This window comes from Pseudonocardia yunnanensis (assembly GCF_039534065.1).
Lineage (GTDB): Bacteria > Actinomycetota > Actinomycetes > Mycobacteriales > Pseudonocardiaceae > Pseudonocardia > Pseudonocardia yunnanensis.
The window spans coordinates 282299-304190 of sequence record NZ_BAAAUS010000001.1 but is presented as its reverse complement, the minus strand read 5'-3'; the positions used below and the strand labels follow the sequence as shown (position 1 = coordinate 304190).

The following is a 21892-nucleotide window of genomic DNA, read 5'->3' as shown; positions in this document are numbered from 1 at the left end:
GCCGGCGCCGACGGGATCGGCCGTTCAGTACGTAGCACCGCGTCGGTACTGCTCGCGGAGCGCTCGCTTGAGGATCTTCCCGGCCCCGTTGCGTGGCAGGGCGGATGCGAAGTCCAGGGACTTCGGGCATTTGTATCCGGCGAGCTGCCCACGACAGAACCGGAGCAGCTCCGCGGCGTCCGGGTGGCGCGGCCCGACAGGAACGACCACGGCCTTCGGGACCTCGCCCCACTTCTCGTCGGGCACGCCGATCACCGCCACCTCGTCAACCGAGGGATGTTCGCCCAGCACGCGTTCCACCTCTGCGGCGTAGATGTTCTCCCCACCGCTGATGATCATGTCCTTGATCCGGTCGACGACGAACAGATAGCCGTCGTCGTCGAGGTAGCCGGCGTCGCCGGTGCGGAGCCAGCCGCCGGGAAGCAGGGCGGCCTTCGTGGCGGCGGGCTGCCTCCAGTAGCCGGCCATCACCTGCTCGCCCCGCAGGAGGATCTCACCGACCTCCCCGGACGGGACGGCCTCACCGGTGGTCGACGCTTCGATGGCCACCTCGATGCCCGCCAGGGGCCGGCCCGCAGAACTCAGGTGCCGGTCGTCGATCGGTGCGCGATGGTCCGCGGAGTCCAGCACCGTGGCGACGCCGGAGACCTCGGTGGCTCCGTAGACCTGGTAGAGGCCGGCATCGGTCATGGCCAGCAGGCGGCGGAGCAGCGGGAGCGGCATCGGTGAGCCGCCATAGGTGAGACCCCGCAGCGAGGAGAGATCCCGCTCGGCGAGGTCGGGGAGCTCCACCAGCCCGGCGAGGACGGTCGGCACCACGAAGGCGTGTGTGACACGGAAGGTCTCGATCATGTCGACCAACTGGGCGGGCCTGACATCGGGAACGAGGATCAGCGTCGCCCCACGGTGCAGCGCCAGAAGTGCCCAGGCCAGCCCGCCGACGTGGTACAGCGGCATCGGAACGAGGTCCACGCTCGTGCGTGTGAGGCCGACGTGCGTGGAGACGGCCTCGCTGTGGGCCGCGAGGTTGCGGTGGGTCAGCATGGCGCCCTTGGGGACGCCGGTCGTGCCTGACGTGTAGAGCTGCAGGAACGGCTCGTCGACGTCGGCGTCCCGCGGCTCACCGGGCGGCGCTGCCGATTCGAGCCACTCCTCGTACTCCGGGCCGACCGCCACGACCCGGCGCTGGTACCCGAGATCCGCGAGCACGGGAGCGAACTCCGGGCGGACCACGACGACCGCCGCGTCGGCGTCCTGCACGACGTGGTCGATCTCGGCCGGTGCGAGCCGGTAGTTGACGACCACCGTCGCCGCCCCGATCCAGGCCCCGGCCAGCACGAGCTCCAGGGCTGCCGGATGGTTCCTTCCCAGGAAGGCGATCCTGTCGCCGGCGCCGATCCCCGCCTCCCTGAGCGCACCGGCCAGACGACGGACCCGATCGAGCAGCTCGGTCCAGGTCCAGCTTCGATCCTCGAAGCGCAGCGCGACCGTGACGGGCTGCGTGACCGCCCAGTGCTGCAGCAATCGGGTCACGCTCGGGTGGCTGTGGGCACAGGGCACGGTGTTCCTCCATCGCGGTCGAACGCCGGCCGCCGCTCCCGGCGCGGTGCCGATCGACTCTTGTGCTTTCGGATTCATCCGCACCAGTGCGGCACAGTTTTGAGATCGCCCGTAGCGGCCATTTCACAGTCAGTTGTGACGGTCAAAAATGTAGCAGCGGATTGGCTGGCACTGTAAGCCGGAAGTGTCGGCGATCACTTCGCCCCCGGAAATGATCGACGCATCGGGCTCGGGTGCGCAGAACGCCCGGATTCGAAGATCGCGGCCGAGATGGCTCCGACCTCGGGAGATGGGCCGAGTTCGTCCGGATGGGGCGTCGGCGCAAGGCCGGCGAACTATCCACGTCGATGGCGGTAGTGTGGCGCCGCGAAGGCCGCGCTGGTGCGGTTCCGCGTGCGAACCGCGCGGGCAGTGCAGATTCCGGTACGCCGCCGTGAATTGTGCACATTGGGGGGATACGCCCGTTCCGGGCGATGGCGCCGGTGCTGCCGCCGATCACAATCCGCTCAGCGGCAAGGAGTTGTGCATGAGGTCCGTTTATCGCGTTCTCGCCTACCTGGTGGCGCTCGAGGTCGTCATCCAGACCGCGTTGATCGCGTTCGCCTTCTTCGGGTTGAGGAAGTGGATCGCCGACGGTGGGGTGCTGGATGCGGCCGCCATCCGGAACCACACGGCGACGTACACCGGGGCCGAAGGAATCATGGTGCACGGGATCAACGGGCAGATGATCGTGCCGGTGATCGCGGTGCTGCTGCTGATCGCGTCCTTCTTCGCAAAGGTGCCGGGCGGCGTGCTGTGGGCCGCGATCACTCTGGTCACGGTTGTCGTCCAGGTGCTGCTGGGCATCTTCGGCAGCGCGGTCGCCGGGCTGGGGGTCCTGCACGGCGTCGTGGCGATCGGGCTGTTCGTCATCGCGGTCGTCGCCGCACGCCGCGCTGACGCCGCCCGGCCCGCCGAGCCGGAAACTCCGGCCTCACCCCACGCGGCCGGCATCGCCTAGCCGCCGGGCTTCAACGCCGCCGGAACCGGTGCGACAGCTCCGGGTCGTCCTCCCACCACAGCCGCGGACGGTCCGCTTCCTGCGGGCCGTCCGGCTCGGCCGTCGCGGCGGCTCTCTCGGCGTCGCGTGCGTCGAGTTCGGCGTCGATCACGACGGCTTTCTGATGGTCCTCGCGGGTCATCCGCGCGAACACCACGCCGATGAAGGGCAACCCCACCACGTCGCCGCCGATCCACAGCGCCCCGGCCCCGAGCCACTGGTCGACCTGAATGCTCGGCCCCCAGTCGCGCGCGAGCGCGGTGTAGTACCCGGCCGCGACCAGCGGGCCCAGCCAGAGCACCACACCGAGCACGGCGTCCCCGATCATCTCCACCACGGTGATCGCGAGCGTCACGCCGTAGGGGTCCGTGCGGGGGGCCGGGTCGATGCGGAAGCGCGTCCAGAAGTAGATGAACCCGGTGGTGGCCAGCACCAGCCCGGCCACCGCGCTCGCCACGGCGCTGCGCAGGGTCAACTCGTAGAGCGGGCTGAGGTAGAGCACGAGCAGGGGCAGGGTGAGGACGACCGTCACGACCAGCGGAAACGTCAGCAGCCGGGCCGCTTTGCTGTGCAGCAGCCGCGACAGCCGGGCGCGCGCCGGAACGGGCAGCAGGTCGCGCAGCAGCGTGAACGGCGCCCCCATCGCCAGCAGCATCGGCACCACCATCAGCAGCACGATGTTCTGCACGGCACGCACCCAGAACAGCGTGTCGTCGTACACGCCGAGGAACGACATCCCGACGAGCGCGATGATCACGACTCCGGCGGCGAAGCTCACGGTCCGCCCGCGCGGCCACGCTCCCGCAGCCGCCGGCCGGCGGCGCAACCCCACTCCGTAGCCGCCGCCGAGAACGGCCACCGCTGCCGCGACGCCGGGCGTGAACCGCCAGGACGTGAACGTCCGTACCAGCGTCAACGGCGGCGGGCCGGCATACGCCAGCGCCGCAACCACTCCGGAAGCCACGCCCCGACGCTACGCCCGAGCGCGGCGGCGACAGCGCCGCCGGGACTGGACGAACGGCCCCCTCGCCCGGACCTATCGGACGAACGGCCCGCTCGTCCGTGGTGGGGCCGGGTGGGGCGAGCGCCGCGGTTGAACGATTGGCCCGCTTGTGCGGACCTAGTGGATGAACGGGCCGCTCGTTCCATGCCGAGCCGGGCTTTGAGGCGGGTCCGGGCGCGAGGGGTGTTGTTGGGTGGACGGCGCGCTGGTGTAGATCACGAGCCGCTCGCCCCGTTGTGTGGGCCGGGGCGGTCAGCGCTGCGGTTGAACGGTTGGCCCGCTTGTGCGGATCTAGTAAATGAATGGGCCGCTCGTTCCATGCCGAGCCGGGCTTTGGGGCGGGTCCGGGCGCGAGGGGTGTTGTTGGGTGGACTGCGCGCCGGAGTAGATCACGAGCCCCTCGCCCCGTGGTGTGGGCCGGGGCGGTCAGCGCTGCGGTTGAACGATTGGCCCGCTTGTGCGGACCTAGTGGATGAACGGGCCGTTCGTTTCGTGCTGAGCCAGCCTTGGGGGCGAGTGCGGGTGTGAGAGGTGCTGTTGGGTGAACGGCGCGTTAGTACTGCTGGATGCACGGCCCGCTTGCCCTTGGTGGGGCCGGGTGCGCCAGCGCTGCGTTGAACGGTTGGCCCGTTTGTGCGGATCTGATGGATGGATGGGCCGCTCGTTCCGTGCTGGGCCGGGCTTTGGGCGTGACGGGTGCTGTTGGGTGAGTGGCCCGCTCGTTCGGGCCTCGTGGGCGAGGGTGCCGGTCGTCCATCGCTGGGGCGGGATGCCAGCGGGCGTGCTGCTGGGCGGACGGCGCGTTCGTCCCGCTCTATCGGACGAGAGTGCCGTTCGTTCGGTGGTGGTGTCAGACGGGGGTTAGGGCGACCGCTCGTCCCGTCGGGAGTTCCACCTGGATTTCTTCGCCGGGGCGGACGTGACCACCGGCGATGACGACGCCCATGACCCCCGCCTTGCGGACCAGCCGGCCCTCCACGTCACGGTCCAGCACGGCCTTCATCAGCCCGCGCTGCAGACCGTCGATCTGGGCGCAGGGGTTGCGCAGGCCGGTGACCTCCACGATCGCTTCGGCGCCGATGTGCAGCCGGGTGCCGCGGGGGAGCCCGAGGAGATCGAGACCGCGGATGGTGATGTTCTCGCCCAACTGGCCGGGGGCTACGTCGAAGCCCCTGCTCCGCAGCTCGTCGTGCAGCTCGGCGTGGATGAGGTGGACCTGCCGCAGGTTCGGCTGGGTCGGGTCCACCGCAACGCGCGAACGGTGCTGCACCGTGACGCCGGCGTGCGCGTCGTCGCGGACGCCGAGGCCGGCCAGCAGCTCGATGCTGTCCTCGACCGGCTTGCTGAACTCGTGCTCCGAGCTGCGGCTGACTGCGACGACGACGCCGACGTCCTTTTTCACGCGCCCATGCTCGCATCGGGGGCTTCGACCCGTCGGACGAGCGGCTCCGGGACCGCTTGCGGCGTGCGTCCCCGATCCTGACGGAGCCCGCGCCTACGATGACCACCTCATGCGGCTGTTGCACACGTCCGACTGGCACGTCGGCAAGACGCTCAAGGGCCATTCGCGCCTCGACGAGCAGGAGCAGGTGCTCCGCGAGATCGTCGCGATCGCGCGTGAGCACGAGGTCGACGCGGTGCTCGTCGCGGGCGACCTCTACGACACCGCGGCGCCGTCGGCGCAGGCCCAGCAGCTCGTGATCCGCACGCTCATGGGCCTCGCCCGAGGCGCGGAGGTCATCGCGATCGCGGGCAACCACGACCACGCCCCCACCATCGACGCCTACCGGCCGCTCGCGGGCGTCGCGGGAATCACGCTGGTCGGGTCCGTGCGCACGGCGGAGCGGGGCGGGGTCGTCGAGTTCACGGCCCGGTCCACGGGGGAGCGGGCCACCGTCGCGGTGCTGCCGTTCCTGTCGCAGCGCTACGCGGTGCGCGCCGCCGAGCTGGTCACGAACACACCCGCCGAGAACACCGGTGCCTACGACCAGCAGCTTCGCGACATCCTCGAGCGACTCACCGCCGGCTTCCGCGACGATGCGGTGAACCTGGTGATGGCCCACCTCACGATCCTCAACGCCACCTTCGGGGGCGGCGAACGGGCGGCACAGTCGATCTTCGAGTACGCGGTGCCTGCCACGATCTTCCCCATCGAGGCGCACTACGTGGCCCTGGGCCACCTGCACCGCCGCCAGCGCGTCGACGCGCCCTGCCCCGTGCATTACTGCGGCGCGCCGCTCGCCATCGACTTCGGCGAGCAGGACAACACCCCGGTCGTCTGCCTGGTCGAGGCTGCGCCGGGCACCCCGGCGAAGGTCACCGACATCCCGATCACGGCCGGGCGGCGGCTGCGGACGCTGCGCGGCACGGTCGCCGAACTGTCGGTGCTCGCGGGCACCGTGGGCGAGGACTTCCTGCGGGTGTGGGTGCGCGAGCCCGCCCGCGCCGGGCTACGAGAAGAGGTGATGGCGATGCTGCCGGGGGCACTGGAGGTGCGGATCGACCCCGAGTTCGCCGCGCCCGTCACGTCGTCGCGGCCTGCGTCCGGGGTGGAACGCGCTCCGTCCGAACTGTTCCGGGAGTACCTCGGCACGAGGAACGTGGCCGACCCCCGCGTCGAGCAGTTGTTCGCGCGGCTGCACGACCGTGTCACCGGAGCCCACTGATGCGACCGGTCCTGCTGGAGATCGCCGGGTTCGGGTCCTTCCGCGAGCCCACCACCCTCGACTTCACCGGCGCGGAGTACTTCGCGCTGGTCGGCCCCACGGGCGCGGGCAAGTCCACCGTGATCGACGCGATGACGTTCGCGCTCTACGGCTCGGTACCGCGCTGGGACAACAGCCGCACGGTGGCGCTCGCGCTCGCGCCCACCGTCAACCGCGGCACGGTCCGGCTCGTGTTTGACGTGGGCGGTGCGCGGTACGTCGCAGCGCGCGAGCTGCGGCGGGCGGCCACCGGGGGCGTGTCGGTGCGCAGCGCCCGGCTGGAGCGGCTGCGCGACGCCGCAGGCATCGGCGGCCCGGACGAGGAGACCGAGCCGCTCGCCGATGGCGCAGGCGCTGTCACCAAGGCTGTCGAGGACCTCCTGGGGCTGCCGTTCGGCGACTTCTGCACCTGCGTGGTGCTGCCGCAGGGCGACTTCGCCGAGTTCCTGCACACCGAGCCGCGCAAGCGCCAGGAGAAGCTGGTGCGGATCCTCGGACTCGGTGTCTATGACGTGATCGCGCGGGAGGCTAACAGCGAGGCGGCGGCGGCACGGCAGCGGGCGGAGGTGCTGTCCGAGCAACTCGCCGCCTACGCCGACGCCACGCCGGAGGCCGAAGAGGAGGCCTCCGCGCGGGTGAGCGAGCTGGAGACGCTCGCGGAGCGCGTCGGCGTAGCAGTTCCTGAACTGGCGGGCGCGGCGGCCGCGCTCGACACCGCGGAGGAGCAGGTCACCAGGCTGCGCCGCGAGCGGGAGCAGCTCGGTGCGCTGACCGTGCCCGGTGGCCTCGCCGAGCTCGACGCGCGGCAGCGCGCCGTCGCCCAGGAAAGAGCCGCAGCGGCCGAGCGCGCCGCCGTCGCCGAGTCCGCCGACACCACCGCCCGGGAGCGGCTCGCCGCGGCCCCGGCCAGAGGGCCGCTCGAACAGGCGCGGCGCCACCACGCCGAGCTCGCGAGCCTGTCCGGCGAGCTGCCGGGCGCACGGGAGCGCCACGAGAAGACGAGCGCGGCCTATGCCACCGCGGTGAGCGACGCCGCCGACGCCCGGGCAAGCGTCGACGAGGCGCGGTCGCACCGTGACGCTTCGGTGGCCGCGCTCGCCGAAGCCCAGGAGTCTCTGCGCCGGCTCACGGTCGAACGCGACACCCTGCGGTCGGTGACTGTGCCTGCAGGGCTCGATGCGCTCGATCGACGCCGATCCGCGGCCGCCACCGCTCTCGACCGGGCCGCCGCCGCGCTCACCGAGGCCGAGAGCGCCGACGCCCAGGCACGCACGGCCCTCGCCACGGCGCCGGCACGCGGGCCGCTGGAGCAGGCCAGGCGCGACCGCCACGATCTCGACGGCGTCAGGGTGGAGCAGCGCGCCGTCGCGGAACGTGCCGCCGCTGCCCAGCAGGAGATCGCGGCCGCCGCAGCGCTGGTCGCCGAGACCCGCCATCGCCTCGACCACGCCCACGAGCAGCAGGCACTCGCGCAGCGGGCCGACCTCGCCGCCTCGCTGCGGCCCACACTCGTCGCAGGCGATGCGTGTCCCGTGTGTGCGCAGGTGGTCGCGACGCTGCCCCCGCCGCTGCCGAGCAGCTCCGGCGCCGACCCCGACGCTCCGCGACGGGCCGTCGCCGCAGCTGAGCGGGCCCTCGACGAGGCCCGCCGCCGGGAGGCGGCCGCGGCCGCGGCACGCGAGCGGATCGCCGCCGAGTCGGAGCGGCTCGACGCCACGGTCGTGCGTCTCACGTCGGCGCTGCAGGGCGTGCTGCCCGGCCGGGCGGATGAGAAGGTCCCCGGCGCGGTGCCGGAGGCGGCGGAGATCGACGCAGCGCTCGGCCAACTCGACCGGCTCGCCGCCGCCGCCGACGAGGCAGCCGCCGCGGTGCGTGGCGCCCGGCGCAGCCGCGACGACGCCGCAGCCGGGGTGGAAGAGCTGCGCTCCGAGGTCGCCGCGGCCACCGCAGGCCTGCGAGCTGCGCGCGACCCACTGGTACCGCTGGGGGTCCCCGCCGTCGCCGACGGCGACGTCCTCGGCGGCTGGACGGCACTGGTCGCGTGGGCGCGTGAGGCCGCCGAGGAGCGCGCGGCCGGCCTCCCGTCCGCGCAGGAGGCCGCCGTGTCGGCCGAGCGCCACCGGCACACCGCCGAAGAGTCACTGGCCGCGGCCGACCGGGCCGCAGCCGAGCGCCGGCGTGACGAGACCTCCGCCGCCCGCGCCGAACAGGACGCCCGCGGTGCCGTCGAGACGATCGAGCGGCGCACCGCGCAGCTCGAGGCCGCCCTCGCAGATGCGCCGTCGGACGCCGAGGCCGCCGAGGAGCTCACCCGGCTCGACGCCCTTGACGTCGCGTGCCGGGAGGCAGACGCGCAGCTGCGTGGCGCCCGGGCGGCGCTGCGTTCCGCGGAACGCACCGCCGACGACGTCGGGCGGGAGGTCCGGGCGGCCTGGGAGGCGTTGCGCCAGGCCCGCGACCCGCTCGTCCCGCTCGGTGCGCCCGCCGTGGGCGGCGACGAACTGCTGGCGGGATGGCAGGCGCTCACCGGCTGGGCCGAGCGCGAGGCGGCGCTTCGAACCGAACGGCTCGCCGAGGCGGAGCGGGCCGCGCGGTCGGTCCGGGAGGCCCGCGATGCCGTCGAACGACGGATCGAGGAGGACCTTCTCGCCCACCAGGTCACCGCTGCCCCGCCGGTCGGCACCAGCGCGCCCGCCGCCGTCGCCGCGGTGCTCGCGCGCTCGCGGTCGGCGCAGGAGCGCATCGCGGAGCGACGGGCGTCGGCCGAGAAGATCCGCGCCGATCGCGACGAGGCGGAGTCCGCCCAGCAGGTCGCGAAGCTGCTCGGCAACCTGCTCCGCTCCGACGGGTTCCCACGTTGGCTGGTGGCCTCTGCCCTCGACGCGCTCGTGGCCGATGCCTCCAGGAGTCTCGCCGAGCTCTCCGCCGGCCAGTTCGAGCTCACCCATGAGGGCGGCGAGTTCCTGGTGATCGACCACGCCGACGCCGACGCACGGCGGCCGGTGAAAACGCTGTCGGGCGGCGAGACGTTCCAGGCGAGCCTCGCACTGGCCCTGGCCCTCTCGGCGCAGATGTCCGGGCTCGCCGCGAAGGGAGCGGCCCGCCTGGAGTCGATCTTCCTCGACGAGGGGTTCGGCACGCTCGACGAGACCAACCTCGAGGTCGTCGCGGGCACGCTGGAGAGCCTCTCCACGCGGGGCGATCGCATGGTCGGTGTCATCACGCACGTGGCCGCGCTGGCCGAACGGGTACCGGTACGGTTCGCCGTGCGCCGAGACCAGCGCACCTCATCCGTCACGCGGGAGGGCCTGTGAGGTTCGCCGTCGAGGCCTGGGACCCGTCCTACGGCGCGAGCGTCGAGTCCGAGCTCAGCGAGTCGGCCGCCGAGGTCGTCCTCGACGTCGAGCAGCCGGTGCAGACCTGGCACCCGATCGATCCCGACCCATCGATCCGGCCACCCGCCGCGGTGCTGTTCGTCGACGGCGTGCGGCGAGTCGATGCGCAGGTGTGGGTGGAGGAGCAGGAAGGACAGGCATCCCCCGCGCTGTGCGCCTCCTACGCAGCCGGGGCCGTGTGCTGCTGCCGCGACGGCGCCCACCTGCTGCCGCCCGAGGTCCGCCGTGGTCTGTTCAGCACGGCCCCGGAGGCCGACGACATCTCCACCGGCGCCGGCACGTACCAGGCGCAGCGCACCGACGAGCGCAGTGGCGTGGCTCCCGGCCAGGTGCTCAGCTCTGCCCTGCAGAGGGCGCTCGCCGACACGGAGTTCGCCGCCGCCACCGCCGCCCGTGGCGGCCACCTGGCCCCTGAGCATCCCGGCGCCGACGGCGATCTCGACGACCTGCTCGTGCTCGATGGCTCCCTGCGCGGCCGCCAGCACCTGCCCCGCACGATCGGCTACGTCAAGACCCACCACAGCAACTACCTCCCGCCGCAGCTCGCTGCCGTGATCGCCACGCTCGGCGCGGGCCAGCGCACGCCGGTGTTCCGGATCGAGGCTCCGTGGCGGCGCCACACCTGGTACCTCCGGCTGCCCTGCCGTCCGGGCGCCCCCTGGGCCGGGGTGGTGCGGGTGGAGTGCAGCGCGGAGCTTCCCGCCGGGGACGTCGTCACGCTCGCGTCGCGGAGCCAGGTGACGTTGGGGCGGTTCGCCTCGGCGGAGTACAAGGACTCGCGGGCGCCGCAGAACCTCTATCCGATCGCGGGCCTCGAGCGGGAGCTACGCAGGCGGCTGGGGGATCCCAACCTGCTGTACCGGGCGCTGCGCCGGGCTGCGGTCCGCGAGCGCGAGGCACAGCCGGTGGCGGTGGCCTGACGGCCGCCCCGCACCATGAGCTCAGGTCCGGGGCGGCCGCGGCTCCACGGGCAGATCGAGGATGCCTGCCGCACGGGCCGACCGCCCCGTGCCGGGCGGGAAGTCCGTGGAGCGGATGCGGCTCCGGAGGTACTGCCGCTCGTCGCGGCTCCACCTCGACCACAGCTGCTCGATCACGGCGAGGGCCTGGAACTGCTCGTTCGCCGACGCCGGGGCGGCGACCGCCGACGCCAGGAGCCCCACGTCGGCGGTCGCCGGGTCGCCCTTCATGAACCCGATACCGAGGATGCGCAGCACCGGTGATCCTTCGAGGACGAGGGCGCGCACCTCAGCGGCGGGGATCTTGGAACCGAAGGCCATGGCCCGGGCCCGCTCCACAAGGACGTCCTGGAGGTGCACCCGCGCGTGATCGAGCTCGGGGTCGCCCCGGAGCTCGGCGTGGACGATCTCGTAGGCGATCGCGAAGCGGGACAACCCGGAGTTCTCCATCACGGCCGCGGCGACGGGTGCTCCCGAGGCGGCGGCCTCCTGCGTGAGCTTCAGGCTCACGCCGTCCTTCCGCACGTCGAGCTCGGTGAGCCGGGGCAGTACCACGGCGACGATCAGCAACGCCGTCCCGGCGGCGAGCACGGCCACCGCGGCCGCGTCGCTGCCCAGCACGAACGAGCCCACACCACCGGCGATCAGAGCGAGGACACCCACCGCGGCGATCCCGAACCGCACGAGGACCTGGGACGACAACTTCGGCCGCCGAGGCGCAGCGCCGTCGCCGCGGACGGGAACGTTGCGGACATCGGCAGCGGCACGCGCCCGATCACCGGAAGCGTCCGGATGCCGCTGCGTTGCCAGGGTGTCCGCTCGGGTTGGAGTCTCGTGCTTGTCCGTCACCTGAGCGGGATCAGGGACCGGACGGCGCGGCCGATCGCCGTGGGTGTCCGGGTGCTGCTGTGCGCCGAGGTCCGCTCGGGCCGGAGTCTCGTGCTTGTCCGTCACCGGGACATGATCGGGGCCGGGGAGCGCCGCAGATCTCCGCCGCGCCGTCCCGCCGGCGAACGTGATCGAATCGGCCGGAGTTCGGAGTCGGAGTTCAGATCAGAGGGCTGACCTGATCCTGGGCGCCGACGAGCGCCCGGCCGTACATCTCCCGGCTGAGGCCACCGTTGAGGGCGGGATGACGAGCTGCGGTCTCGAGATCCCGCCAGTAGCGCTGGATGACCTTCGCCCGCGAGAGCGAGCTCGCACCGCTCACCGTCAGGAGAAGCTGCACCGCGTCGCTCAGGCATCGACACGCATAGGCGGCATCCATCCGTACGCGTGTGCGCTCGACCATGTCCGGCTGCTGTCCCGCCGCAGCAGTTGCGCCGAGAAAATCCGCGGAACGGCTCATGTGCAACCAGGCCGAGTCGATGAGGTTCACGGCATCGGCGAGCGTGGCCTGCACGCTCGGTGAGTCGGCAAGCCGCGTGTAGATCGACAGGGCGAGGGGCTTGCCGCCATCGACCAGTTCCATCGTCTGCGCGAAGACCGCTCGGGCGATTCCGTGCAGGGGCGCGACGAGCACGAGGCTCAAGGCGCCGGTGGAGATCCGGTACACCGGCTCGCTGGGCTGCGAGGCCCCCTCCGCGATGTCGGCGAAACGGCGGATCCGGTGGTCCGGCACGAAGACACGCTCGGCCGCGAGCGTGTGGCTGCCGGTTCCGCGCATCCCGACCATGTCCCAGGTGTCCTCGATGGAGAGGGCGTCGAGAGGCACGATCGCGAGTGCCCGGTCGACCGGCACATCGTTCTCGTCCAGGATCGGCACGCCGATCGCGGACCAGCCCGCCTGATAGCAGCCGGAGCTGGAGGCCCAGCGACCGGAAACGATCTGGCCGCCCTCGGTGCGAGTGGCGGTGAGGCCGTGCCCGGTGAACGAACCGCACATGGCAACGTCGGGGCCATCGCCCCACACCTCGCGGCGGACGGCGTCACCGAACGACGCCCCGATGTGCTGAATGCCGTAGGAGAGGGCCACGATCCATGCGCTCGACGGACACGCCACGGCCACCTCGGACACGACGTCGATGCAGGTTGCCAGGTCGGTCTCCGATCCGCCGACGGCGTGGGGCACACCGAGACGGAAGAGGCCCGCCGCGCGGAGCGCCTCTGTGGCTTCGGCCGTCAGTCGGCTCTCGCGCTCGGCCTGATCCGCGTTGTCCCGCAGCACGGGTGCGATCGCCCGCGCGGCATCGAGAAGAGAGGCGCGAGTGCTGTCGGTCGAGTCGTTCAGGGTCGGCGCAAGGCGTGGTGCGTGCATGAGCGGCGCTCCAAGGCGTGCAGGCGATACGGCATCCGGGCGGTCGGTCGGAGGGCTACGAATCCCTTGCCTCTCAACCCGAGCGCACCAGCAGGGCCGGGGCTACCGAGTGTGGACAAGATCACCGCCCCCTCGATCACCGCGCTCCGCACGGACAGGCCCGTTCAGCTCTCCAGGCCGAGCCGGCGTCGTAGCCCGCTCGCCCGCCCGACCGGGCGCTGCACCGCTGCGCGGACGGCTTCCTCCGTGCCGACGACCCGCACGAACTCCCGCGCCCTGGTGACGGCGGTGTAGAGCAGCTCCCGGGTGAGCAAGGGTGACTCGGCAGGGGGCAGCACCACGGTGACCCGGCGGAACTGGCTGCCCTGCCCGCGGTGGACCGTCATGGCGTGCACCGTGGCCACCTCCGACAGCCGCGCCGGCGCGTGCAGCGTGGGCGGCCCGCCCCGCGCGAAGGCGACCCGCAGCCCCTCGGGCCGTTCCACGACCACGCCGGTGTCGCCGTTGAACAGGCCGGTGTCGTAGTCGTTGGCGGTGACCAGCACCGGGCGGCCGGGGTACCAGGGGCCGGCCGGCGCGCTCCCTCGTGGGGCGCCGGCGCGCGCGGCGTGGGGGCTGCCGAGCCATCGCTCGATCTCCATGGTCCACCGCGCCACCCCGTAGGGGCCCTGCCGGTGGGCACACAGCACCCGGTGCTGTTCGAGCGCGGCCAGCGCGGTCTCCACCTCGCCCGCGGCTGCCGCCCTGGCCAGCTCACGCCCCGCCTGCACGACGTCGTCGCGCACCGCATCGGGTGCCGCAGCGAAGGCGAGGTCCGGGCGGCCACTGCGCAGCAGAGCGACCGCGGCGTCGGCGTCGCCTGCCTGCACCGCTCTGGCGAACTCGGCGATCGCGCCGCCGAAACGCCAGACGTGGTCGAGCGTGACGACACCGTTCACCACCCCACCGGGCAGGCCGAGTTCGGCCAGCGCTGCATCAAGGGCGGCTTCGGGACGGCCGGGAGCTCGGGCGAGATCGCCCAGCACCGCCCCGGCCTCGACGGATGCGAGCTGGTCGGGGTCGCCGACCAGCACCAGCCGCGCCTGCGGCCGGACAGCTTCGAGCAGCCGGGCCATCATCGTGAGCGACACCATGGACGTCTCGTCGACGACCACCACGTCGAACGGCAGCCGCTGGGTGCGGTCGTAGCGGAAGCGTCGGGTGCCGGGCCGCCACCCGAGCAGCCGGTGCAGGGTGGCCGCCTCGGGCACACGCCCTCGCAGCTGCGCCGGGAGCTCCGCCGCCACCGCCTCCTGCAGGCGTGCCGCGGCCTTGCCGGTGGGAGCGGCCAGCGCGACGCGGGGTGGGGGCCCGGGCTGGTCGTGCAGCAGCGCCAGCAACCGCGCGACGGTGGTGGTCTTGCCGGTGCCCGGACCACCGGCCAGCACGGTGACCCTGCGCAGCGCACTCACCGCCGACGCGAGCCGCTGTTTCTCCGAGCCGGGGGCCGGAAAGAGCCGGTGAAGCCCGGCGGCGAGCCTCGGCAGGTCGACCTGCGGCGGGGCGGCTGCTGCCCGCTCACCGAGCGAGCACCGCACCTGCTCCTCCTCACGCCAGTAGCGGTCGAGGTAGAGCAGCCCGTCGACCGCCCGCAGCGGCCGGCCGGGCGGCGCGTCCGCCCCGTCGGCGACGAGGGGCCCGGCGGTGCACATCGCGAGCCAGCCCGCGGGATCCGGCCAGGGCAGGGCGGATACGTCGACGAGCTCGTCGCCCTCGCCCAGGACCGTGCGGCTGACGTCGGCGAGGTCGACGCACACCGAGCCCTGCCGCACCGCACGCACAGCCAGCGCCACCGCGAGCAGCACCTCTTCGCGCGCCTCACCACCGAGCCGCCCCACCCTCGTGGCGACGTGGACGTCGGACGGCTCCAGCACACCCGCGGCGTTGAACGCGGCGAGCAGGCCGGTGGCCGAATGGGCGAGCCGCATGTCCCCCGGATCGACCGGCGTGGCGGCGCTCCCGGCCCCCGCCGCGCCGGTGGCGGCGGCACCGTCGTGCCTGGGCCCGGCCTCGGCGGCCACGGCGGATGTCGGCCCGGCCGGGGCCTCGGCCACTCCGGTCATCGCGCGACCTCGCCGTCGAGCAGCGCGGAGAGCTCGACCACCAGTGCAGCGGGCGGCTTCCAGCTGAACACCCCACACGGAACACCGTCGACCACGGGTGTGTCGGCGCCGCACATGCCACGGACGAACAGGTAGAGCACGCCGCCCAGGTGGCGCCCCGGTTCGTACCCGGGCTGTCGCCAGCGCAGGAACCTGTGCAACGCGACCGAGTACAGCAGCGCCTGCAGCGGGTACTGCGCGGCGATCATCGCGTCGGCGAGACGCGCGGGCGTGTAGTGGGCCGAGGTGAGCGGCGCCCGGCCGTCAGGCCCGAGCGGGCCCAGCCAGTTGGTCTTGTAGTCGACCACCGCGAACCGCTCGTCCGGTAGCCGCAGCACGGCGTCGATGCTGCCGGTGAGGTAGCCGCGTAGCTGCTGCTCGGGAAGCCCGGCGAGGACATCCGGGTAGCCCACCAGCGGGTCGTCGGCCGCCAGGTGGCGGCGCAGCAACGGCGCTACCGCGCCGAGCGGCACGGCGGCGCCGGGCCCGTCGCCGCCTGCGAGGGGAAGCTCGAAGTCGAGCTCGGCGAGCCGGTGGCGCGGGGGGATGTCGGCGAGCCGGAGCCCACCGGCGAGCGGCCCCAGCGGCGTGAGCGCCGCAGGCAGCAACGCGGTGGCGAGCACGTCGGCGTCGACGCCGGGGGCGGGGTGAATCGCGAGCTGCTCGTGGGCGTGGGCAGTGAGCTCGGCCGGCAGGTCGGCCGCCGTGAGATCGGCTGCTTCGAAGATCGCGTGCACGAGGGTGCCGAACCCGGCGCCGACCGGCAGCTCGCCCATCGGCGACGCCACCCCCTCGCCCTCGGCGGGCTGGTCCGTCTCCCCGATCTCCCCGATCGCTCCGCTGCCGTCCGCCTCCTCGCCCTCCGGGTTCCCCTCGTCGTCGGTGCCGGGCTCTTCGGGCTCGCTGCCGACCCCGGGGCCGTGGCCCGCGGTGGCCGTGAGCGCGCTGTAGGAGGTGCGGCGCCAGTCGCTGTCGAGCCGCCGCATGAACTCGGCCGCGCGCAGGTCACCCCGCTCGGACCCGGCCGCGGTGAAATCAGCGGCGGGCCGCTGCCCGACCTCCTCGACCGCGATCTCGGCGCGGGCCAGCTCACGCAGCGCGGCCAGAGCCGCAGCGTCGGGCGGCACCCGGTAGGCCTCCGCAGGCTCGGTGCCTTCGGCCGGGCGCCCGATGAGCAGCCGGTGTACCGGCGACGTCGCGGTGGTGGTGGCCGGCACCCACCACGTGACCACCTGGGAACGCGCGCGCGTGAGCGCCACGTAGAAGAGGCGCAGGTCCTCCCCGGCTTCCTCGACCCGATGCCGCGCGCACCGTTCCTTCCAGCCCTCGCCGGTCTCGCCGCCGACGTCGAGCACGCGGGCGCCCGACTCGTCGTGCAGCAGCGGCACCTCGGGGTCGCGGACGTTGCGGTCCCACCCGAACGGCACGTAGACGATCGGGAACTCCAGGCCCTTGCTGCGGTGGATGGTGATGATCTGCACCGCGGCGGCGTCGGACTCCAGGCGCCTGCTGCGCTCCGCCCCGACGTCCTCCGCGGCGTCGGAGATGCGGTGGCGCAGCCAGTCGGTGAGCGCCGCCGGGCCCAAGTGCTCGGCTACGGCCGCCGCGTGCAGAGCCTGCGCGACGTGGCGCAGGTCGGTGAGCCGCCGCTCGCCGTCGGATGTGGAGAGCAGGCGACGGGGCAGCGCGGTGGCGGTGGTGACCGCTTCCAGCAGGGCCGCGACGCCGCGGTCGTGCAGCACAGCGGCCCACAGGCGCAGCGTGCCGCCGAGGGCGTCGAGCAGATCGTCGGCACCGGGACCACACAGCTCCTCGACCGTGTGCCCCAGGAAACAGGTGAGAGCTGCCGCGCGGGCGCGGAACGCCCTCGGTTGCTCCAGCGCCTCGAGCAGGGTGAGCCACTCGCGGGCGATCGGGGTGCCGAAGACGCTCGCCGTGCCCGAGAGCACGGCCGGGACACCCGCCGCGGCCAGGGCGTCGCGTATCCGCGAGCCCTGCTCGTTGGTGCGCACCAGCACGGCCACGTCGCCCGGCACCACCGCTTCGCCCGCGACGCGTGCCGGGCTCGCCAGCAGCGCGGCGATGTCTGCCGCCGCGTCGCGTGCGACGAGATCGCGCGCCGGGCCGACGACGGCGAGGTCGCGCTTGGGCGCCCGGGGCAGCCCGACGCGGGAAACCACCCGGATCCGCAGCGGCGCGTCGACCGGCGCTCCGGCCAGCCGCCTGCCGTGATGCGCGGCCTCGACGGGATGCACGGTGATGCGCCGGTCGCCCAGCGCCGCGCCCGCGAACACGACGTCGAGCGCGGTGAGCAGCGAGGCGTCGCTGCGCCAGTTACGGGCGAGCGTGGCGTGCTGACGCGCGCTCTCGGTGGCGTCGAGGTAGCTGACGACGTCGGCGCCACGGAAGGCGTAGATCGCCTGCTTCGGGTCGCCGATCAGCACCAGCGTGGTGTGCTCGTGGAAGGCGAGGCGCAGGATGTCCCACTGCACCGGGTCGGTGTCCTGGAACTCGTCGACGAGCACGACGCGGTACCGGTCGCGCAGCCGCTGCGGCGCTCCCCGCGCAGGGTCGGCCAGTGCGTCGGCGAGCCGGGTGAGCATGTCGTCGTAGGTGTAGATCCGCTGCGCCCGCTTGCGGCGGGCCACCTCCCCCCGCACCGCGACGGCGAAGCGGTGGCGGACATGTGCGGTGCTCCCCGGGGCGGCGTCGAGGGGTTCGAGCCGCGCCTGCCTGTCGTACACGGCGTGGCGGGCCAGCACGAGCGCCTCGGACCGGCTGAAGGCGGGCGTGCCCGCGGCGTGCGCGCCGTACTTGCGCACGTAGAAGTCGTCGACCACCTCGGTGACCAGGTCGTCGATCGAGTCGACGAACACGGCGTCCGGATCGCCGTCGCCCGCGACACCCAGCCCGGCGAGCATCTGCTGGCAGAACTGGTGGGTGGTGGCGATCGTGGCGGCGTCGAACTGGGCCAGCGCGCGGGCGAGCCGGGCTCTGCGGGCCGCGACCTCGTGGTCGGCCACGTCGGCGAGCAGCCGGACCACCTCGTCGTCACCGCTGCGCGCGGCCGGCGGGTCGGCCAGAGCCCGCTCGGCCGACACGAGCCGTTCACGGACCCGTTCGCGTAGCTCCTGGCTGGCCTCCCGGCCGAACGTGACCAGCATCAGCTCGGGCAGCGTGGCGTGGCCCTCAGCGACGTAGCGGGCGGCGAGCGCGGCGATCGTGAAGGTCTTGCCGGTGCCGGCGCTCGCCTCGAGGACCGTGGTGCCGGTGGGTAGGGGACCGCAGACGTCGAACGAGGCGGGCGCGAGTACGGGGGTGCGGCCGATGGTTGTCGTCACAGCCGTACCACGTCCTCTGCCGTCAGCAAGGGTGCCCACAGGCGCATGGCGAGCGACCCGAACCGGGTGGGCTCGCTCCCGGGATCGCCTGGCCCGATGAGCACGTCCGGCCCCGGAGCCCGCCCCCAGACCCGTACGTGCGCGTCGTCGGCCTGCTCGGCGCCCGCGCCGTTGGTCCACTTCCGCAGCGCCTCGTCGAGGGCCGCCTCGGCATCGGCGCCACCGCGCCGGACCGAGGCGTAGGTGTGGCCCGCGACGGTGGGCAGCGGGAGCGGCTCCCGTAGGCCCGCCCGATGGAGCTCCACCAGCTCGGCGAGCAGCTCGGTGGCCCGATCGGGATCGAGCGGGCCCGCGCTCGCCTTGCTCAGCCCGAACCGCGTGCCGCGGCCTATCGTGACCGCGCACCACGGCTCCCGGCTGGACGCGGTGAGCGCCAGGAGCCTGACCCACGCCCGGATGCGCTGCTTCGGCGCCAGCCGGGAGAACTCGACGCGCACCAGCGCCGTGCCGTGGAGTCCGCCGAGCGTGCCCACCACGCGTACGCCGCCGGGCAGCGCGACGTCCACGTCGCGGTCCCCTGCTTCGTCCACCAGGAGCGGCGCCGCAGCAGCGACGATCGGCTCGACGTCGTCGAGCACCCGTCGGAGCACGGCGTCGCCCAGCGCACCCGGGGGCAGCTCCCCGCGGCGCCACTCCGCCTGCCGGCAGTGGTCGAGATCGTGGCCGGCGAGCCGGTCACGCAGCAGGCGGTCGCCGATCGCCCACGTGGCCAGCCCGTCGAGATCCACTGGCAGCGCATCGGACGGGTCGTCCTCCCCGGCGAAGAGCGACAGCCCGACCCGCTGCCGGAGGAACTCCTTGACCGGATGCTCGAGGAACGCGACGAGATCGTCCAACGCCACGACCTCGCGCTCGACGGGCGGGAGCGGCCCCCCGACGAAGGGTGCGGGAGGCGCCTTCGTGCCTGCCGCTGCCCGCGCCCCGGCGAGCTCGGTGCGGTCGAAGCTGAACGGGCCGGGCGTGGCCAGCGCTCCCGGGGTGAAGTTGCGGGCGTCGAACGGCTGCAGCGGATGGCGCACCATGACGTGCCGGCGACCGGCGGGACCGGCGGTGGCCTCGATCGTGTCGAGCAGCTCCCCGAGTGGCACCGCGGGCGGGCGCCGGGCGCCCGTGCGCTCGTCGGCCCCCGAGTGCACGACGACGAGATGCTCGGTGGCCGCGCAGATCGCGTCGAGCATCAGCTGACGGTCCTCGCTGCGGGGGTCGCGCTCGCCCACCAGGGGATCGCGCGCGAGGACGTCGTCGCCGTCGGGGACGCCGACGCGGGGGAACACCCCGTCGTCGAGCCCGAGCAGGCAGACCACCCGGTGTGGGACCGACCGCATCGGCACGAGCGTGGCGACCGTGAGCGTGCCGGTGCGGAAGTTGGCGCGTGTCGGCCTGCCGCGCAGCCGCTCCGTGAGAAGCCCCCGAACGTCGGCGAGCCCGAGAGGGACGGTGCCGGCGTGGGGTCCGGCGGCACGGGCGGCGTCGGCCAGCTCGCTGCGGGCCTGAGCCGCCTGCCAGGCGTCGGTGGTGGTGGTGTCGGTGAGCGCGTCGAGCCCGGCGACCAGCGCCATGACCCACTCGTCGAGCGTGTGCTCGCCCGCCAGCCGGGCCAGGGTGGTGGCCAGCCGATCGACGAACTCGGCCAGCCGCCCGATGCGCTCGACGTCGCCGGAGTCGACCTCCTCCAGCGGCAGCGCAGTGCCGAGCCATCCCTGCTCCCCGGAGCCGCCCGCCATCGTGACGCCCAGGAGTAGTCGGTCGAGCCCGGCGGACCAGGTGTTCTGCGCGAACCCGTCGAGATGGAACGGAGCGCGGTGGGGTCCGTCGAGCCCCCAGCGCACTCCGGACCGGACGACGAGCTCGCGCAGGCGGTCGAGGTCGGTGTCGTCGAGGCGGAAGCGGCGGCGCACCGGGATGGAGCCCAGCAGGTCGAGCACCTGGGACGCGGTGAGCCGGGCGTCGGAGAGCTCGAGCAGCTGCGCGACCGTGTCGAGCAGGGGGTTGACCTGCCGCAACGCGCGGTCGGCCAGCCGGACCTGCAACTGGTGGCCGGGATGGGTGTGCGCACCCGGGGCGTCCGGTTCGGCGAGCCCGAAGGCGGCGGAGATCAACGGCGCGAACGTCTCGATGTCGGGACACATGACGAGCACATCGCGCGGTTCGAGCGTGGGGTCGGCGTGGAGCAGCCCGAGGACGATCTCGCGCAGCACCTCCACCTGGCGGTCCGGGCCGTGGCAGGAGTGGACCTGGACGCTGCGGTCCTCCGGGTGCAGCGGGGCGTCGCCGCTGGGTGGCAGGTCGTCCCTCAGGTCGCGCTGCAGCCTGCCCAGCAGGGTGGGCGGAGGGTCGGGCAGCGGGTGGTGGTGGTCGGCGAGCGCGGGGGCCGAGCCGGCGAGCCGGACCTGGAGCTCGCGGACGTCACGACCGAGCGACGACAGCAGCGGATGCCGCGGCAGACCGGCGGTGGGGTCGGCGCGCCGGAGCGGAACGTTGCCTGCGGAGGTGACGGCGGCCCAGAGCGCGGGGGAGGGATGGGCGAGCCACAGGTGCACCTCACGGTGCTCGGCGAGGGCGGCGATCACGGCGAGGTGCTCGGCCGGTAGCCGGGTGGGGCCGAACAACGACAGCCGCGGTGGCAGCGGCGCCGCGGCGGGGTTCGCACGCAGGGCCGCGCACGCGGCGCCGACACGTTCGGCCGGGCCGGGGACGCTGATCCGTTCCCGCAGCCGTCGCCACAGCTCCGGCTGCCACGCGAGGTCGGCGGCGCGCTCGCTCGGGACGCCTTCGCCCGCCTGCCAGCCGGCCAGCATGTCGGGCCGGGCAGCGGCGTAGGAAGCGAACAGATCGGCGAGGTGGCGAGCCGTGGCGTGCCTACGGCTGCGCTGGGATCCGCCGTCGCGGAGGTGGACCCCCAGCGGCGCACACCACGGCTCGCCCGCGCTCTCGTCGATGACCTCCAGCAGTGGCCACACCGCCCGCTCCGGACGCCACGGGTCCTCCCGTGGGTCGATGCCGACGGCGCCCCCGATGGCCACCGCGACCACTGCTGCCGGCGATGGGAACGCGACCCCCGCACACACACCGTCGCCCCGCCCCGATGCCGCGCCCAGCCGGTGCGACAACCGCTGCGCCAGCCAGCGCTCGATGCCCTTCGCCGGAACCGCGACGACCTCGTCGGCGAACGGATCGTCGAGCGGATGGGCGAGGAGCTCACCAAGCGCATCGGCCAGTGCGTCGGCCCGCTCGGACCTGTGCACGTGCAGCCCCACTCGGATCACCCCCCTCCCTCGTGCGGGACAAAGGTAGGTGGCGGGTCGGACAGTTCCGTACGCGGGAGGTCTTGTCACTGACGGTGAGATCTTCGGAGAAAAGGACACGATGGTGGTATCCCGCTACTGCCGCGTAAACGGGAAGCTGTGCCTCGCGATCTTCCGATGGTGCGAT

The 21892-nt window shown here is 73.4% G+C and carries 12 protein-coding genes; 4 read left to right on the top strand and 8 right to left on the bottom strand.

Annotated features, from left to right (window positions below; genetic code table 11):
- Positions 1 to 24: 24 nt before the first annotated feature.
- Positions 25 to 1533 carry a long-chain-fatty-acid--CoA ligase gene (locus tag ABD743_RS01365; protein ID WP_344717909.1) on the bottom strand — a complete coding sequence of 503 codons (1509 nt, stop codon included), beginning with the start codon at positions 1531 to 1533 and terminating at the stop codon, positions 25 to 27.
- A 553-nt stretch (positions 1534 to 2086) separates the two neighbouring features.
- Between ABD743_RS01365 and ABD743_RS01360 the strand changes: the two genes are divergently transcribed.
- Positions 2087 to 2560 (top strand): hypothetical protein, encoded by a 474-nt coding sequence (locus ABD743_RS01360; RefSeq protein WP_344717907.1) that lies wholly within the window; start codon positions 2087 to 2089, stop codon positions 2558 to 2560.
- Positions 2561 to 2570: 10 nt separating this feature from the next.
- Here ABD743_RS01360 and ABD743_RS01355 read toward each other — a convergent pair whose 3' ends face one another.
- Together ABD743_RS01355 and ABD743_RS01350 are read right to left on the bottom strand one after the other, a co-directional pair.
- The gene (locus tag ABD743_RS01355) at positions 2571 to 3563 is read right to left on the bottom strand and encodes a cytochrome c oxidase assembly protein (RefSeq protein ID WP_344717905.1); all 993 of its coding nucleotides are present in this window, start codon (positions 3561 to 3563) and stop codon (positions 2571 to 2573) included.
- A gap of 889 nt (positions 3564 to 4452) precedes the next feature.
- Positions 4453 to 5004, bottom strand: a complete 552-nt coding sequence (locus ABD743_RS01350; RefSeq protein ID WP_344717903.1) for an MOSC domain-containing protein — start codon at positions 5002 to 5004, stop codon at positions 4453 to 4455.
- A gap of 109 nt (positions 5005 to 5113) precedes the next feature.
- On the opposite strand from ABD743_RS01350, the gene ABD743_RS01345 reads away from it, so the two are divergent.
- From ABD743_RS01345 to ABD743_RS01335, 3 genes are read left to right on the top strand one after another with little or no spacing between them, the layout of a single operon-like run.
- Positions 5114 to 6268, top strand: a complete 1155-nt coding sequence (locus ABD743_RS01345) for a metallophosphoesterase family protein (RefSeq protein ID WP_344717901.1) — start codon at positions 5114 to 5116, stop codon at positions 6266 to 6268.
- Positions 6268 to 9621 carry an AAA family ATPase gene (locus ABD743_RS01340; RefSeq protein WP_344717898.1) on the top strand — a complete coding sequence of 1118 codons (3354 nt, stop codon included), beginning with the start codon at positions 6268 to 6270 and terminating at the stop codon, positions 9619 to 9621. Before ABD743_RS01345 ends, ABD743_RS01340 begins: the two co-directional genes overlap by 1 nt.
- Positions 9618 to 10622 carry a hypothetical protein gene (locus tag ABD743_RS01335; RefSeq protein ID WP_344717895.1) on the top strand — a complete coding sequence of 335 codons (1005 nt, stop codon included), beginning with the start codon at positions 9618 to 9620 and terminating at the stop codon, positions 10620 to 10622. Before ABD743_RS01340 ends, ABD743_RS01335 begins: the two co-directional genes overlap by 4 nt.
- A gap of 21 nt (positions 10623 to 10643) precedes the next feature.
- Here the strand turns inward: ABD743_RS01335 and ABD743_RS01330 are convergent, their stop codons facing one another.
- The 5 genes from ABD743_RS01330 to recC form a co-directional block, all read right to left on the bottom strand.
- Positions 10644 to 11615 carry a hypothetical protein gene (locus ABD743_RS01330; protein WP_344717893.1) on the bottom strand — a complete coding sequence of 324 codons (972 nt, stop codon included), beginning with the start codon at positions 11613 to 11615 and terminating at the stop codon, positions 10644 to 10646.
- Between the two features lie 94 nt (positions 11616 to 11709).
- Complete coding sequence (locus ABD743_RS01325) at positions 11710 to 12918, bottom strand: acyl-CoA dehydrogenase family protein (RefSeq protein WP_344717891.1); 1209 nt, start codon at positions 12916 to 12918, stop codon at positions 11710 to 11712.
- A gap of 164 nt (positions 12919 to 13082) precedes the next feature.
- The gene (gene recD / locus ABD743_RS01320; protein WP_344717889.1) at positions 13083 to 15020 is read right to left on the bottom strand and encodes an exodeoxyribonuclease V subunit alpha; all 1938 of its coding nucleotides are present in this window, start codon (positions 15018 to 15020) and stop codon (positions 13083 to 13085) included.
- Positions 15017 to 18400: a UvrD-helicase domain-containing protein gene (locus tag ABD743_RS01315; protein ID WP_344717887.1), complete on the bottom strand. Its 3384-nt coding sequence runs from the start codon at positions 18398 to 18400 to the stop codon at positions 15017 to 15019. The genes recD and ABD743_RS01315 overlap by 4 nt, the downstream gene beginning before the upstream one ends.
- The gene (recC, locus tag ABD743_RS01310) at positions 18397 to 21726 is read right to left on the bottom strand and encodes an exodeoxyribonuclease V subunit gamma (RefSeq protein ID WP_344717885.1); all 3330 of its coding nucleotides are present in this window, start codon (positions 21724 to 21726) and stop codon (positions 18397 to 18399) included. The genes ABD743_RS01315 and recC overlap by 4 nt, the downstream gene beginning before the upstream one ends.
- Positions 21727 to 21892: the final 166 nt, after the last annotated feature.